Source organism: Mucilaginibacter sp., assembly GCF_028288225.1.
In the GTDB taxonomy this organism is placed as follows: Bacteria; Bacteroidota; Bacteroidia; order Sphingobacteriales; family Sphingobacteriaceae; genus Mucilaginibacter.
On record NZ_JAQBOC010000017.1, the window covers coordinates 222,568 to 238,907 of the forward strand.

Consider the following 16,340-nt stretch of genomic DNA (forward strand, 5'->3'; position numbering starts at 1 on the left):
AAGCATTGGTAATGCTTTATCTGAGGAATCCTACAGGATCGTTAATAAAATTGTAACTTTAAATGATAGTTATCGTAAAAAAGGAATATGACAATTCAAAACAATATTACCCTTCAAATTAACAATTCGGCATCACGCCTCTTGGTTTCCATAATCAGCACTAATTTTGCTGTTATGCTTTTATTATTCCTGGTATATTGGTTTGCCTGAACGGCCTTGCAGGCGTTATTTATATAAATTCACAAAGTGAGATATCATCAGAAAGCTGATTATTCAAACTGATTTTTAATTGAATAACCAAATGTTTTTAAAAGCTTCTCCTTTTCGAACAACTGCAAGTCTGCAGTTATCATCTCCCTTACCAGTCCTTTAAGATCATACTTTGGTTTCCAGCCTAATTTCTCCTTACATTTAGTTGGATCCCCGATCAAAAGGTCAACTTCTGTCGGCCTGAAATATTTTGAATCTACATTTACAATTTCTTTTCCGGTTGCTAATTGATATTCGAAATTTTTACAATTAACCACATAGCCTTTTTCGTCTATTCCGGATCCTTTAAATTCAATTTCTATACCCACTTCATCAAAAGATAAACGAACAAATTCTCTGACCGGAGTAGTTATTCCCGTGGCGATGACAAAATCTTCAGGTTCTTCCTGCTGTAATATCAGGTACATAGCTTCAACATAGTCCTTTGCATGCCCCCAATCGCGCTGCGCGTCCAGGTTACCCAAATAAAGTTTATCCTGCAGCCCCATAGCTATTTTTGCAACCCCACGTGTTATTTTTCTCGTCACAAAGGTTTCGCCACGCAATGGGCTTTCATGGTTAAATAGTATCCCGTTACAGGCAAACATCCCATACGCTTCCCTATAATTTACGGTTATCCAATAAGCATATAACTTCGCAACGGCATAAGGTGAACGCGGATAAAATGGCGTTGTTTCTGATTGCGGTACGGCCTGAACCAAGCCATATAACTCAGATGTTGAAGCCTGGTAAATTTTTGTTTTTTTTGATAAGCCTAAAATCCTTATAGCCTCTAAAATCCGAAGCGTCCCTATGCCATCTGCATTGGCGGTGTATTCCGGCGTATCAAAGCTTACTTTGACGTGGGACATAGCACCCAAATTATATATTTCATCTGGTTGTACCTGCTGTATTATTCTTATCAGGTTGGTACTATCACTGAGATCGCCATAATGCAGGATCAAGTTCTTATTTTCATCATGCGGATCCTGGTAAAGGTGGTCAATTCTATCAGTATTGAATAGGGAACTCCTGCGCTTTATTCCATGGACGATATATCCCTTAGAAAGTAATAGTTCTGTTAAATATGCGCCATCCTGACCTGTAATCCCTGTAATTAAAGCTATTTTCATTAATAAGATATATGCTGGTTGTTATTTAGCGAGAACAGGTAATCTTCCGGCCCACAGTTTTTCTGTTTTTTGCTTAAGTATAACCAGGACAAATACAGGACCATAATAAATATATCTTTTAAACATTCTGCGTGGCTCCTTTAAAAACCGGGCAAACCACTCCAAACCTAAGTTTTGCCAGAATTTGGACGGGCGGTTAACTGTCCCGGCATAGAAATCAAAAACAGCCCCGATAGAGCAAATTGTACTCACATCCAATAATGATTTATATTTATAAGTCCACTTTTCCTGCTTTGGTGCAGTCATGCCAACGAATAACACGTCAGGTTTAAATGCATTTACAGCATGTATAATTGCATCATTATCCTCACTGGAAAATGATTTCTTAAACGGAGGAGAGTAAAATCCTGTTTTAATATTTGGAAACTCTACATTTATCCTTTTTTTGATGAGCGCTAGTGTTTCATCAGATGAACCTAAATAAAAACAACGGCCACCGCTAAGATTTAACTTGTTTAAAAGAAAATAATGCAGGTCTTCTCCGGCAATTTTTTTTATAAAATTCCCTGTTAAAAGTTTAACCGCAGCTACTATTCCAATACCATCGGGCAATAAAACATCGGAATTACTTAAAGCCGATTTAAACTCTTCATCATTTTCAGCTATTATATAGGAATATTGATTAACTGTGTTTATGATGCATTTTGAATTTAATTCAATCTTATCTAAATTAGAGGTTAAAATAGAATAATCCGATAACAAAATCGTCGAATAGTCGCTCATTTAGTTGAAATTATATAAACTGATATGAAATATTATTGTAAAGCATTTTACATTAGACAATTCTAATGCCCTCTTTTATGGAATTTTTAGAATCCATTAAAAAACCCATCAAACCGGCATGAATTTATAATTTTAATTACTGTTCGTTGAAAAACAATAAGAAATTAGTAATAAAATCCGTTAAATTAAAATTAACTCAATTTTGCAATTTGGGGAATGGGGAATTTGCTACACAAATAAAATGTAAATTCCCCTGATTAATCGCTGAACTAAAACTGACATCAATTATGTTTTTCAGGTTTAATTAGTGAATTCAATTTAAATCATAAAAATATAGCTTAAATAAGGTATTTGATTAAAAAAAAATACGAACCATTCTTCCCTTATTTACGTAAAAACGTGGATAAGGGAAATTTAATTCCATAATTTATTACTAGAATCCTTCATCCTGCTTTGTAAATTATTGACAATGAATAAAGTTAAAAACATTAAAATCGATGGCAAAAAAATGCGGGACTTAGCTGATAGTTTGAAAGAACAAATCCCGGGTCTTGGTTTTGCTTTAATAGTTTTTGAATTTGAAAATGGCTCGAAGGTTGGAAATTATATTTCAAACCTACAGGAGGATTTTATGATAAAAGCTTTAGAAAATCAATTGGAATCATTAAAAAAAGGGCAAACTTTTTCTACTCCGGAATAATAATTAAAATAAATTCGAATAATATCTAATTCTCTGAAACAGTCTCCTCGTTAGCTTAAAGCATAACAGTACACCAGCAAATATTTTTTTAATTTACAGGTAAAATAACGGCAATAATTTCCCCATATATGCCCGTCATTTTTTAACAAATGTTTTTATTTATTCACCAATTCATTGTTGCATGATAATTGCAAACGGGTGGCTGTCTTATTCATTTGATAATATTTAACTAAGACTTTTGCCTTATTTAGGATATAATTTATTCAGCATAAATGTGCTTATATGGAAACACGCTATCTTTACCTTTTACGCTTCACACTTGCCTGTACTGACCTTTTATTAGTGAATATCTGTTTTTTTCTGGGTTATTATTTATCTAACAAGTATGGGATTAGAATTGATAAAGCCATATATCAGCACAATGTCGTGTTTTGCAACCTTATATGGATTATCTGCACCGGCATTTTCAGGCTATACACCGAACAAATTATACTCAAACAGGAATTAATATATAAGTCCACATGGAAGAGCGCAGCATTACATGTGGCTTTGTTTATTGCATATTTATTTTTCACTAATACTTCAGATTTTTCAAAATCATTTTTCATTTCCTTTTATGCCTTAATGGTGTTTAGCTTCTTGTTGAGCCGTTTTATTGGTACAGCCCTGCAAGCCACACTAAATAAAAACTTTGATGTGCGTACAGCAGTGGCGGTGATGGGTATGAACCAGGGAGGGCTGAAACTGGCAAAATACCTTGAGCAGCAAAGTAGTTTACATTTTGTAGGCTTTTTAGGTGAAGGCTCATCCAGTATAAATGAGAAGGGCGAACTTATTATGGCCTCTACCGCCGATCAATTAAAGGTGGCGGCCACCTCAGGAGTTGATGAAGTATTTGTTTGCATTGATACCAACAAAATGAGCGATCTCCCAGATCTTATCCGGGAAGGAGAAAAGCAATGCATTCGACTGAATTTTGTTCCAGATCTGGCAGTTTTTGACGCAAATTTCAGAGTTGACAAGAGAGGGGATTTTATGGTGCTTTGCGCTCGCAGCGAACCCCTGGAAAAAATTGGTTGTCGTTTCAGAAAAAGGCTGTTTGACATCATTGTAAGCTCGTTTGTTATTTTATTTATATTCAGCTGGCTTTATCCGTTACTTGCCATTATTATTAAGATCCAAAGCCCGGGTCCGGTTTTGTTTAAGCAATTACGGTCAGGGAGGGATAATAAGTCCTTTTGGTGCTACAAGTTCAGAAGTATGCGCCTTAATAATGAAAGCAACAATTTGCAGGCGACTCTTAATGATAGCCGGATCACCCCAATTGGCCGCTTTATGCGAAAAACCAGCCTGGACGAGTTTCCGCAATTTTTTAATGTGCTCTTAGGATATATGAGTATACTTGGGCCAAGGCCGCATATGCTTTCACATACAGAACAATATCGCCAAATCATAGATAAATACATGATCCGTCATTTTCTTAAGCCTGGCATAAGCGGGTGGGCGCAAATCAATGGCTACAGAGGTGAAACGAAAAACACTGCATTAATGGAAAAAAGAGTTGAGCACGACATTTGGTATATGGAGAACTGGTCGCTCATGCTGGATGTTAAAATCATGTTCCTTACCATAATTAATATTTTCAGGGGCGAGAAAAATGCGTACTAACAATACATTAATGTTCTATTAATAAATTGGCACGCATAAATCATTCAGCGACTGTTAATGGCCTGAACTTAAATTGAATTAGCCTGACCTCTCTCCTCTTATAGACACTTCGTATGTCAAATCAGCGAACGGATTTTGCTCTTTCTTAGTCATCTGAAAAATAGTCTGATATGTCAATAAATTGTGACCCTAAATAGAAAAGAATCTCCCCGCTGGTAAAGTTGCATCTTAAAAAAACAAGGCGCTTATTCCTTTTTCTATCCATAGGGCGCCTAAACATATAAAATCAGAAAACAAGTAAAGGATTGTTTCTATTACAGACATCTCACAAAACCGTACGTGCCGTTCGGCCTGTCGCGACTTGTCAGAATATTGGTAGCTGTTTCTCAACAGGATGGTCTCGGTTACCGGTTAATTGTCACATTACTTAACTCAGCCTCGCTTGCCATTTACTCCTGGCTTCCGGCCTACCCTGGCAAATAGCTCTCTTATGAGCTCGGTTGTTGGCGTTTCGCAATAAATACACAATGCCTTGGTTTTATTCCAATATTCAGTCCTTCAATGTTCGTAAGATCTCTCCATTTTCTTTTGGAGCTTGTTGCCCATTTACTAAGGTGTATCTGGACTTACGCCTTATAGCGCATATCCATGCCTTGCACACAACAAAAAAGCCGGATGTTTATCCAGCTCATTTCAACTTTCGAGGCATTATTGCGAATAATTCGCACTCCTGCAACGCTGGTTTTCTCTCAGATCAGTTTTTTCAATTTTCTAATTTAGAACCTGCTTTTAAAATTGCTAAAGACCGGGGCAAGAACGCTTTTTCTGGTTGTGGTATAATACCGTTGATCGTATTTATATCCATAGCCATGTTTTATTCTTTCTATACCATTAAAAATAATATTAATATTATGAAGCTGCTTTTGTTCATCTAACTGATTTATAAATTCCAATTCAGCTTTATCTGTTGTCCCCTGCCTTATCACATACAAAGTGACGTCAGCAATCCTTGAGAGAATTATTGCATCAGGCACGAGGTGAACGGGCGGGCTATCCAATATAATATCATCATAATCCTTCCTTAAAACAGCTATTAATTCTTCCAGTTCCTTCTTTTCTAATAGTTCGGATGGATTGTTAACAATGGAGCCACAGGCGATGATATCCAGATTGAGTATTGATCCCGCTGGCCGAATAATGTCTGACAATTCGGCCCTTCCATTAAGATATTCACTTATGCCACTTTCTTCAGATGACAAGCCTAATGCCTGCGCCACCCGGGGTTTCCGCATATCAAGTTCAAGAATAATTGTTTTTTTAAAAGCGAATGCCAGGGCGATTCCTAAATTTACGCTTACAAAACTTTTACCTTCACCAGGGATGCTTGATGTTAACAATGTTACCCTGCCTGTTTTTCTTTCGTTGTGTAAAAAAAACAGCTTGATACGTAAAGCCCTTATTTGTTCACTAACAGCGCTCACATTATTTTCATTAATCGCAACCAAGTTTTGATTTTTTTCAAACGGCAGTTCCCCTACGACCGGCAGTTTTAACACGTCTGTAATATCTGTGATTTTTGAGATCCTGGTATTCAAACTATTTCTCAAACTAATTAGCCCTATGGGAAAGCCAATGCCAAAAAGCATTGTGACAAAAGAAACAATAGGTGTAAGGTCCCTTGGAGATTCTGCATAAGCTTCATCTATGACACGGTTATTTGATAAAGTAGAGGCATATTTCACAGAAACCTCTTCTTTTTTTTGAAGTAAATAAGTATATAAACTTTCTTTACTTGACTGCTGCCTTTTAATACTTATATATTGCCGTTCCTCTGATGGCATATTTTTTATCGAAGCTTCAAAACCTTTATTATAGGTGTCTAATTTTTCTTTTGTTCTTTGAAGTGATATTTTTATATTTTTAACATTTTCCTTTATAGCCGCTTTCGTTGTTTTGATCTGATTGTTAATCGGGTCAAAATCCGGATTCGTTTCGGGCATCGTTGCAGCTAATTTATCATGCTGTAGTTGCAACTGTGATAGTTTTTCAATAGAGTTGCTCAATGCAGGATCTGTAATTCCAACTGTTGCAGGTGCCTTTTCCGAAGTTTGATTTGAATTGATGTATTTTTCAATGCCGTCAACTACACTTAATTTGATATTAACTTCGTTTAAGTTGGCATCATTAACCTGCTGGTTTTCTAAACGGATTTGTGCTTCAGAATTTAAATCCGTTAATCCCCGGCTGCTTTTAAATCCTTCAATCCCCTTTTCGGATGCCTTTAATTCTCCTGTTAAAGAAGCTAATCGTTGATCCACAAAATCAAGTGTGCGTTTGGTTTCAAGGCTTTTTTCAATAGCAGAATACAAAGTATAGTTGGAAATAAGGCTGTTAAGAACGTCGCGACCTCTTTCCGGCACTTTATCTGTAACTGATAAATCAACAGACGTTGCCAATTTCGTGGCGAGGCTGATATCAATTATATCCTGATAAGACAAAGTTATTTTCTCAGGATCAGATAAAACTATCTTTATAACATCGCCTTTATGCCCAATTATTCTTTTACCTGGTGCTAACTTCCAAATACCAAAGCGGGACATATAAGAGTTATTAAACGCAAATTCAGATAGCTTCCCGTCCGGGTTTTTAAACCAAAATGTCTTATTGTCTTTAATAACAATATCGATTTCGTCGTTATTAAGCTTTCCGGTTGGTTTAAATGAAAGTAGTTTAACAGGACTTTTCTTATATAAATCATCTGCAAATAAACCATCTGTTTTTTTATAAGTAATCCATAATTGCAAATTCCGGACTACCTGGTTTATAAGTTTTTTGGATTTTAATATTTCCATTTCATTTTCAACGCCATCAGTTGAATTCGTTATCCCGATTTCCTTAAGCATTTCAGCTTTTGAATCAGGTGTCTTTTTATCGTCTTTTATAAGTAAGGTTGCTTTGACGACATATAAAGGTCTGGCATTGTTTAAATAAAATACTGCAACTGCAGCGCTGATTCCTATACATAAAAGAAAAAGAGGCCAATAGAATAAATATCGTTTTAAAATATTTTTCAGGGTACTGCTGCCGCTTTTGTTTGGGTTTATTATTACTGTTGTTGTTTTACCTGGTTGTATACTCATTATAAAATTAATGTGGAAGTTGTTTTTTTGAAGGTGTTAAAACGAAAAATACAATCTGCTGTTTAGCAAAATAAAATACTGATTTCAGCATGTTTAAAACGAGCTAAAAGAATTGATTTATAAAAAAATATTTCACGAGAGAATTAAAACTTTTAAAAGAAAAAACATAACTAAGGAACGGCTTTATAAAGGTAAAACATTTTACCTTTATACTAATTTAAAAAACTATATGACATCAAATTCCTATCATTTAAAAAACCTATTGCGAAAGGAAAATAATATTCATATCAGTTTATAAAATACAAAAATAGTGCCGCTTAAAAATTTGGCAATCGGTAGGAAAAGCAATGAAAAAAAAGCGCATTTAAGCCAAAAAGGGCCTCATTCTGATTTGCAATTGTAAAATTAAATTTGACAGGACATTAATTGTAGAAAATTATCCCCAATGCATCCTGTATATTTTTCTTTTAGTAAGTACATCATTCTTTACCGTACCACAAAATAATTGGTTTATTAACAGGATCACATATCTGGTACTCAAATGCCCCTATATCCGGAGCCTTGCCCGTAAATGGCAGGCCAACGTTTTTTCCGGCATCTATGCATGGGGAGGCTTTTTGCAGATGTAGATCATTAGCAGTTGTTAAAAGCGGGTTTGTTGAAATTGAGTGATTTGCTTTCCCTGTTTTAACCTGGTACTGAGCTAAGGTATTTAAAATATAGGATGTACGATCTGAATAAATATCGCTTATTCCATTATTAAAAAAACAATTATAGTCATCTTCTGCAAGCACGCCAGTATCATCTGAACTAAAATTAACCATAGCATACCAGCCGGGGGTTTTCATATTACTAAAAATATTATTAACAAGCTTAATCATTGAAACCTCAGATACAGATGCATAATCCAGATCAAAAAAGCGGCTTTGAAAATCATATATGGAGTTATTAAAAACATTCACCCCGCCGGCTTTATAGATACCGATTGCAACACTGGTGAAGTCTATGCCGCCCCCAATCATTACATTTCTGGCTAACGTGGAATTTAATATTGCGCCGATCCCATTTGCCGCGCCATGATTATTTACGATTTCGCATTTTGCATAGTTTATAACGTAAATATAAGAATGGCCGCAATCATACATATAATTTCCTTGAACAAGGCTGTCAAATGCGTTTTCCAGTTCTATCGCATCTGTTTTAATATTATAGATTTTGTTATTCAGAATAGTGTGCGAATAAACAACATAGTATGCACCATCCAGATCAATTCCGCTTAGATTGCAGTCATGAATTGTATTATCCTGAAAAATACAATCATGGGTTTCAATCATTGTCCAAATTCCACGAAGTGTAAAATTACTTATTATATTACCTGTATAGTTGTTGTGATGGCATTGAGAATGATGTTCCCATATGCCATTTCCGTTTCCATCATTAGTAGCTCCATCAAGGATGTTATTGTTAAACGAATTAAAAGACCCTTGTACAGTAATTCCGCCATAGAAAATACAGTTTTCTATAGTGCAATTCGTAATCCCTATATCCGTGCTATTCCAGATATTCCCTAATTGGGCTATGATGTTTTTAGTGCCCGATCTTTTGAAGGCTATGCCTTTTACAATGATATTTGTCTTAAAAACCGTTAAAATATTCAAAGCCAAATTTGTACCGCCATCAATTACCGGTAAATCCCCGGTTCCGTAGTTGCTAAAAATTAAACCATCGCAAATAGGCACAAGCGTGCTTGAAGTCCATATATCACCTTTCTTAAACAAAATAAAATCACCTGATTTAAGACCCGATAACGACTCAAATTTAGCTATCGTTTTCCATGGAGTTGATGGATTCTGAGCTTGAACAAAACTCCTGTTATCATCACCCGAACTTGATGAAAAATAATAGGTTGCCGCAAAAGCACTTTGAACAGAACACGAAATAATAAGTATAAAAATTATTTTCTTAATTGAGAATTTACTCAAAGTGAACTGCATTTTGCTTATATTTTATAAAATTCTATTATTTCTTTTAACGAAGTCAGGAGTGTTATAGTTACATAATCTATAAATGTACGGGATAGGTGTTGTATATAAGAATTTACACAAAAAACTATTGATGCCTCCTGGAGAGCTATCTGCAACAAAAAACTTTAAACTCATTTGGTGACTAACCGTTCATAGATTTCATTTAGATCACTTGTATATTTATTGATGGATACGTTTGCGTTAATATAGTTGAAAGCATTTTGAGCAATGATTTCAGTGTCAATTTTCCGCAGGATTATATCTTCTATTTTTGATGCTAATTCTTCAGGATCATTTTTCTTTATAACAATTCCATTCTGATTGTTTTTTACAACAGATATGATTGAAGCATCATCTGTTACAATTACTGTGTTTACTGATGCCATTGCTTCAAGTATGGAAATAGGCATCCCTTCCGAATGTACGGAAGGAAGTAAAAACACATCCGAATTATAAAGTGCTTCCCATTTTTCAAGGCCGGATATTACCCCGTGATAGGCGAAATTTAAACCCTGGTAACCAGATAAATCATTTAGCAACTTATCAAGGTCAGGGCCGGTTCCATAGATATCAAATTGAAACTGATCAAAATATTTTTGCAAATATTTAAAAGCGTCGCTTATTACGAATATCCCTTTACTGGTATTGATACGACCCAAAAATATCAATTTTAATATCCCTTCTCTTCTTACATCCTTTAATTCTAAGCCTGGATTTATGTTAATCGCATTGGGCAATACCTGGAAATCCAAATTGCCATACCGCCTGGTAAGCTCTTGCTTTTCAAACTCGCTTAAAACAATAATTTTATCTGAATTGTTAAATAAATAGGCAAGGCAATACCTAACCAACTTATCCTTTGATTCATTCATTAGAAAATACCCGCCATGAACGTGAAATACCACTTTTTTCCGGAACACCTTTTTTAAAATCAAATGGATCAGGAAATCCCTTAGTATAGATTTTCTTTCAAGACCTATATTTAAATGAACAATTTGAAACCGCTTAAAAAAAGGATAGGTAAATGCTTTAGCATAGCTATAAAGCAATTTAAAAAACCATTTGATATTTTTTTTTTCGTTGTCCTTTGACCCAAGTTTTAAATGGATAAACCGGGTCTTATTTGAGTTAATAATGTCAGCAACAAGGCTGGATATACCACTAACATTATCTTTGGCATATAAACTAGGACTGGATATCAAAACTTTAGGTTTCATATTATTTTCTTAAATACACTGCTGCCAACATCTTACCCCTGTTAGGTTGTTGGAGACGCCGCCATCTTGACTTGATTTGTTCCAGGTATAGTTTTATTGATTATCCTGGCCGGGTTGCCTACTGCAATACAATTATCAGGAATACTTTTGACTACAACAGCCCCCGCCCCGATCCGTACATGATTACCTATAGTAATAGCACCTATTATAATAACATTACACCCAATTTCGACATGATTACCAATTACAGGTGATTTACTTATGCTGCCATCTTCAAAAACTTTATTCCCTATTGTTGTACATTGTCTTAGAACACAGTTTTCACCAATTACTACCTGGTTATTAAGTACAGTTGCCTGGCCATGGTACAAAATAAAATTCTTCCCGATACGAGTATTCCATGGAATTTCCATACTAAAAAACCATTCCACTAAAATTTTATAAAATACGAGATAAATAAAACCCAGGTAATAATAAATCTTACGGGTACAACAAAAATTGGCTATTCTGAAAAGCAACAGTACTAGCCTTCCTTTTATATTACCTTTATTGGCGCGCCAATCTTGAAAAACAAAATTAAAAAACCATTTATAGTTAGATTTATGATTGTTGTTTAAGGTGTTTTTCATAAAACATTTAGGTTCTTTTAACGGCTTCAGATTTTGTTATTGTACAATATAAATACATAAGCTTTGCATAAAAAAGAGGCGATAATGAAAATAATTTGAAGGCATATTTATGTTTTTTTTTCACTAATTCCGAATTGTTTATAAAGTACTTATATCTAAGCAGCGTATCAACTACCCTGGTATATTGGCTCGGGTAACTATTTTTTCCCGCAAGAAGAAGCAAATTAAGTAAGGAAATATTTGCCATTACATCAAACGATTTGGCCTCTGCAATAGAATTGGTATCTTTTTTTGAAACCAAGTCAACCATTTTACCCGAAACATCTATAATTTCCATGTATTTAGGATTGAATTTGCTCATACTTGCAGAGTCGGCCCTAACAAGGTAATTATATTTTGCCAGGTTCAGAAGTACAGTTTTATTGGCTCCTAAAAACGCCTTACAGGTATAAAGAATATCTTCATTGATATATCCCTCGAATTTAATTTGCCGGGCGAGTTCTGCTTTATATAATTTATTATTGGCACTTCTTTCAAGATCACCTTTTAAACAGGCTGATAAGGCTTCACTATGATTAAATTCTATAGGAATTGAACTTTCGGCAGGACAACTAATCTTATAATCGAAGATTACCTTCATCCGGCAGGCACAAATATCTGCGTCAAATTTTTGGGCATTCTCTATAAGAAGCTCGTACATATCAGGTTCTATGGTATCATCCGCATCTATAAATCCTATATATTGTCCGGACGCACTTTGTAAACCAGTGTTTCTTGCAGCAGATACGCCTGCATTTTCCTGTTCAATTAAAATTACCCGGTGATCAATGGCAGCGTAGTAATTACACCGCAAACTACTTCCATCAGTAGAGCCATCATTCACCAGGATAAGCTCAAAGTCTCTAAAGGTTTGTAACAGAATTGATTCTATACAGCCATCAAGGTAGTTTACTTTATTATATACAGGTACTATGATCGAAAGAAATGCCATTTAATATCTTATATAAGTGAGGTTTTGGGACTGTCAGGTAACGGTTGGCTATCTTTTTGATACCGGATAAAGCCAGTGATTAAAACAATAGCTGTAATGCTGAAAAATATAGAAAAAACGACATGCGAATTATACCTGCCTGCAACGAACACATAACCTGAAATGATAATTAACAGAAAAATATAATAGCCGAGACAGCTTTTAAAATTTGTTACTCCTTTTTTAATAAGAAATAAATTTTGGCAAATGTGAAAAATCAAAAAGGAGATAAAGACTGAATAGTTAATAACGGAAAGGGTTCTAAAATACAATAAACCTATAAAACATCCTCCAACATTAAGCAGCAAGCTTAAAAGATTCAGCCACATGTCTACTTTTTCAAATTTAATTGCTACAATAAGATTGGCCTGCAATAATACGGTTGGAAATATAAGCATTGTTAAAAACATCTGTTTTAAGCCGATTATTGCACCATTATATTGTTTGCCGAATGCAAAAGGGAGAATTACATCGGCAAAAGAATAGACGAAGGTGTAAGATAGCATGGCGAAACAAGTATAAATTATCAATATATTTTGATAGAGTTTTTTTTGTGCTTCTACATTTCCAGAATTATAATATTTGACAAACTGTGAGTAAATTGTGGCGGAAATTATTACAGGTAATATCATAAAAATGGAAAATATCCTGAATGAAATTTCATAGTTGGCAACATCCTGCAACGTTAACATTTTAGAGATAATTATATTAGCAATGCGCCAGTAAATAATTGATACACTGCCTATCACAACAAATTGCCAGTTTAACAAAATCTGTTTTTTTAAATCATCCCACACCACTTTCGACTGCCACACAATTTTTAAACCCATATTATTAGATGAGCCCACTTTTATAAATAAATTAAGCGTCAAAAAGCGAAGAATTATTAAAAAAACAGATAATGTAAGAATCGAAAAAGGGTAAAGGAATAATAAGCACCCAAGCAGGAGCCTTAAAAACCCGTCAATAATTAATACTATAAAAGTCTTTTTTTGTTTAAACTCTGCTATGTTAAGGTTCTTAATTGCATAAATTACATTATCAAATATAATATTGGAGCCCAGAATTATGCTTAACCATCTGATTTGTCCATTTGGATAAAGTATAAAAGCGATCGCTATATTCAGAGCATAAAACAGGACGCCCAAACCCGTTTGAATTTTTAAGAACTTACCAAAAAAATCAGCCTTATTTATTGCCTGGTCAAATTCACGTATAAACCATTGCCCCAGGCCCATGGAAGAGAATGCCACCATTATTTGATATATCGTAGAGGCAATTAAGAAATGAGCAAAATCAGCGCTAACGAATTTACGGGCCATGATAACAAAAAACAAACTGAGAAAAACTGTTTGCAAAACATTCGCAATAACTCCCCACAAGCTATTTTTAACCAGGGATGACTTTAATGATTTGGGGAATTTGAAACTAATCCAATTCATAAGTATACGTTTTGAAAGGATAGGTAATAATTAAAACGGTCATACTTGCAACCATAATTAAAATTCTGTTATCATATATGGAGTATACAGTGTTAAATGCGACTAACCAACAGATCAATGCGGCGATCAAAAAAATTACTCTTTTATCAATGAAGCCTTTTAAATAATATAACAATCCTTTGAACAAAGGGACGAGTATAAATAATACAAAAATTCCAAATCCGATAAATCCTAATTCTACTATAATTTTCAAATATCCATTTTCCGGCTGATCGAAATATAACAATACACCGGGTTCAATTTCCAGGTATTGATCCTGATCATGCCTCATTACGTAGTTTTTATAATTTCCTGATCCAATTCCCAGGTAGGGATGCTTCTCGGCAATTGTCAATGCTTTATTCCAGAGAGATTGGCGGAATAAATAATCTTCAGATAAATTTTGAGCTCTATTAAATATAGTAATGTTGGGTGAAAAAATTGAGTAACCAACAGCCAGTATGAGTAATATTGCTATCCCATAAATACGGATTTTTTTTCCGACCATAAAAAACACGAAAAACATTCCAACAGCAAAACCACCTATTGCTGACCTGCTTCCAGCATAAGCAATACCTACCAAAGCAAATACATAGATCAGGAAGTTTATGGTCCTGCCCTTTTTTGATATTCCTTCTTCAACAAATAAAAACAAAAAGCTGCCCATTGCCATGTACTGTCCGCTGGCCTGTGAATCATAAAATATTCCGGGATACCTGATTAAATTATAATTAGAGTCAACCGTATTATTGTTAAGATCCTGGTAGATTGTAAACTTTAATCCAACAATTATCTGTATTAAAAGAAAACTTAAGGCAATCACATAGCTTATTTTTAATGCATTGATGGCCCTGATATAAAAATTCGAATCTTTGATGCACTCTAAAATAAAGAAACGGCTAAAAATAAAAACCGGGATTATCTTTAAAACGTTCAGATAAGTGGTATCAGGAAACTCCGAAATGAGTCCGCTAAGTATAGTAACGATACATAGCAGGATAAATAAAAAGAAATAAAGCCTGTATTTGCTTTTAAAGTCAATATTTATAAAATCCTTAAAAAGAAAAAAAAAGCAGTAAATACAAATAAAATCAAATGTTCTGAACCCTCCCCAGACCTCTTTTACGATCTTCAAATTCATCAGAGGCAGAAAATAGAGAATAAAAATAAGGCATGACTGAACATTATTTCCTTTATAAAATATAACCCTGATGAAAAATATCAATAACGTTATAATCGGCAGGATGAAAATTAAATTAGCAAACATATTCGTTTAATCCTTTTAGGGGCAGTATAATTTGATGCGGCTGAGTTTAAAACTTCCCTGAAAAATATCCTTCAGGGAAATTTTATTTAAGGCAGGTGGTGTCTAATTATATATTATCAGATTACCTGTATAAATTAGACAGAACAATAGCAATAATGGAAAGTCCCGACAGAACTAAGGTCGCTGTACGGTAACCACGATCCACCTGGGCAAATTTGGTACGGTCGGCCTGTACATAAATTTCATCGTTGTTTCTCAGGTAGTAATAAGGAGAGTCAAATAGTTTTTTTGATGTTAAGTCTACCGGAATATAATTTCTTTTTCCGTCCACCTCTCTGATAAGAATGATGTTGTTCCGGAGCGCCGTGATATTTAAGTCTCCTGCTAAACTTAAAGCCTGGGTTATTGTAGTTCTTTCATTCTGCAGCGTATAAACATTCGGCCGTTGCACATCACCAAAAATTGAAACTTTGAAATTGATAAGCCTAACGTTTACAACAGGATCTTTATAAAAGCTAAGAAGCAATTGATCCATCTTTGTACTTAGTTGTGATGTCGTCAGGCCCGCAGCCTTTAAATTCCCGATTAAAGGTAAGTGAATATCGCCTTTGTCATCAACAAGATAACCTGTAATTGGATTTTCAGGGGAGTTGTCAAAAGGGCTGCCATTTACACGGTTTAAGTTATAATTAAATATCGCGGATGATTCCGGATTTCTGCTATTTACATTTATACCTAAAATATCTGCAGGTTGTATAATTAAAGGGGAATAGTTATTTACCTGTTCTTGAGTAATCGTATTGTGGTTTAGGTCCTGAAAGTAAGGTATGTTTTTATAAGAGCTGCAGGAGCAAAATAAAATCAATAAAAATGCGACATAAAAAGAGGTTTTTTTATTCATAAGGGATGGGATTATCAATAGTTTATTAAAAGTAAAATTAAAAAAATATCTGATTAATTAATTTATATACCACTAAGCAACCTGTTAAGCCAATATAGTGCCATTATGTTAAAATCCA

12 protein-coding genes are annotated in these 16,340 nt (G+C 34.5%); 2 read left to right on the top strand and 10 right to left on the bottom strand.

Annotated features, from left to right (window positions below; translation table 11 throughout):
• Positions 1-269 precede the first annotated feature (269 nt).
• On the bottom strand, positions 270-1,382 hold the full coding sequence (gene gmd / locus JWQ54_RS05355; RefSeq protein ID WP_299581301.1) for a GDP-mannose 4,6-dehydratase: 1,113 nt from the start codon (positions 1,380-1,382) through the stop codon (positions 270-272).
• A 21-nt stretch (positions 1,383-1,403) separates the two neighbouring features.
• Positions 1,404-2,165, bottom strand: coding sequence for a WecB/TagA/CpsF family glycosyltransferase (locus JWQ54_RS05360; RefSeq protein ID WP_299581304.1), 762 nt, complete (start codon positions 2,163-2,165; stop codon positions 1,404-1,406).
• Between the two features lie 469 nt (positions 2,166-2,634).
• Here JWQ54_RS05360 and JWQ54_RS05365 point away from each other — a divergent pair, with 469 nt between their 5' ends.
• Positions 2,635-2,865 (top strand): hypothetical protein, encoded by a 231-nt coding sequence (locus JWQ54_RS05365; RefSeq protein ID WP_299581306.1) that lies wholly within the window; start codon positions 2,635-2,637, stop codon positions 2,863-2,865.
• Between the two features lie 282 nt (positions 2,866-3,147).
• On the top strand, positions 3,148-4,533 hold the full coding sequence (locus JWQ54_RS05370) for an undecaprenyl-phosphate glucose phosphotransferase (protein ID WP_299581308.1): 1,386 nt from the start codon (positions 3,148-3,150) through the stop codon (positions 4,531-4,533).
• Between the two features lie 776 nt (positions 4,534-5,309).
• On the opposite strand, the gene JWQ54_RS05375 is transcribed toward JWQ54_RS05370, so the two are convergent.
• From JWQ54_RS05375 to JWQ54_RS05410, 8 genes are all read right to left on the bottom strand, one after another.
• Entirely contained in the window at positions 5,310-7,673 is a 2,364-nt protein-coding gene (locus JWQ54_RS05375) for a tyrosine-protein kinase (RefSeq protein WP_299581310.1), read from the bottom strand.
• A 479-nt stretch (positions 7,674-8,152) separates the two neighbouring features.
• Complete coding sequence (locus JWQ54_RS05380) at positions 8,153-9,667, bottom strand: right-handed parallel beta-helix repeat-containing protein (RefSeq protein WP_299581312.1); 1,515 nt, start codon at positions 9,665-9,667, stop codon at positions 8,153-8,155.
• Positions 9,668-9,828: 161 nt separating this feature from the next.
• Positions 9,829-10,914 (bottom strand): glycosyltransferase family 4 protein, encoded by a 1,086-nt coding sequence (locus JWQ54_RS05385; RefSeq protein WP_299581314.1) that lies wholly within the window; start codon positions 10,912-10,914, stop codon positions 9,829-9,831.
• Between the two features lie 41 nt (positions 10,915-10,955).
• Positions 10,956-11,543 carry a serine acetyltransferase gene (locus JWQ54_RS05390; RefSeq protein WP_299581316.1) on the bottom strand — a complete coding sequence of 196 codons (588 nt, stop codon included), beginning with the start codon at positions 11,541-11,543 and terminating at the stop codon, positions 10,956-10,958.
• Between the two features lie 7 nt (positions 11,544-11,550).
• Positions 11,551-12,534, bottom strand: a complete 984-nt coding sequence (locus JWQ54_RS05395) for a glycosyltransferase (protein WP_299581318.1) — start codon at positions 12,532-12,534, stop codon at positions 11,551-11,553.
• Positions 12,535-12,542: 8 nt separating this feature from the next.
• Positions 12,543-14,015 carry a lipopolysaccharide biosynthesis protein gene (locus JWQ54_RS05400; protein ID WP_299581320.1) on the bottom strand — a complete coding sequence of 491 codons (1,473 nt, stop codon included), beginning with the start codon at positions 14,013-14,015 and terminating at the stop codon, positions 12,543-12,545.
• Positions 14,002-15,195 (bottom strand): O-antigen ligase family protein, encoded by a 1,194-nt coding sequence (locus tag JWQ54_RS05405; RefSeq protein ID WP_299581322.1) that lies wholly within the window; start codon positions 15,193-15,195, stop codon positions 14,002-14,004. Before JWQ54_RS05405 ends, JWQ54_RS05400 begins: the two co-directional genes overlap by 14 nt.
• 247 nt (positions 15,196-15,442) lie before the next feature.
• Positions 15,443-16,222: a polysaccharide biosynthesis/export family protein gene (locus JWQ54_RS05410; RefSeq protein WP_299581325.1), complete on the bottom strand. Its 780-nt coding sequence runs from the start codon at positions 16,220-16,222 to the stop codon at positions 15,443-15,445.
• Positions 16,223-16,340 lie beyond the last annotated feature (118 nt).

What these genes read in the sequence shown, in the direction of transcription:
- JWQ54_RS05365 (WP_299581306.1), top strand. Translation starts at nt 2,635, where the DNA reads ATGAATAAAGTTAAAAACATTAAAATCGATGGCAAAAAAATGCGGGAC.
- JWQ54_RS05405 (WP_299581322.1), bottom strand. Translation starts at nt 15,195, where the DNA reads ATGAATTTGAAGATCGTAAAAGAGGTCTGGGGAGGGTTCAGAACATTT.
- JWQ54_RS05380 (WP_299581312.1), bottom strand. Translation starts at nt 9,667, where the DNA reads ATGCAGTTCACTTTGAGTAAATTCTCAATTAAGAAAATAATTTTTATA.
- JWQ54_RS05400 (WP_299581320.1), bottom strand. Translation starts at nt 14,015, where the DNA reads ATGAATTGGATTAGTTTCAAATTCCCCAAATCATTAAAGTCATCCCTG.
- JWQ54_RS05385 (WP_299581314.1), bottom strand. Translation starts at nt 10,914, where the DNA reads ATGAAACCTAAAGTTTTGATATCCAGTCCTAGTTTATATGCCAAAGAT.
- JWQ54_RS05395 (WP_299581318.1), bottom strand. Translation starts at nt 12,534, where the DNA reads ATGGCATTTCTTTCGATCATAGTACCTGTATATAATAAAGTAAACTAC.
- JWQ54_RS05375 (WP_299581310.1), bottom strand. Translation starts at nt 7,673, where the DNA reads ATGAGTATACAACCAGGTAAAACAACAACAGTAATAATAAACCCAAAC.
- gmd (WP_299581301.1), bottom strand. Translation starts at nt 1,382, where the DNA reads ATGAAAATAGCTTTAATTACAGGGATTACAGGTCAGGATGGCGCATAT.
- JWQ54_RS05390 (WP_299581316.1), bottom strand. Translation starts at nt 11,543, where the DNA reads ATGAAAAACACCTTAAACAACAATCATAAATCTAACTATAAATGGTTT.
- JWQ54_RS05370 (WP_299581308.1), top strand. Translation starts at nt 3,148, where the DNA reads ATGGAAACACGCTATCTTTACCTTTTACGCTTCACACTTGCCTGTACT.
- JWQ54_RS05410 (WP_299581325.1), bottom strand. Translation starts at nt 16,222, where the DNA reads ATGAATAAAAAAACCTCTTTTTATGTCGCATTTTTATTGATTTTATTT.
- JWQ54_RS05360 (WP_299581304.1), bottom strand. Translation starts at nt 2,165, where the DNA reads ATGAGCGACTATTCGACGATTTTGTTATCGGATTATTCTATTTTAACC.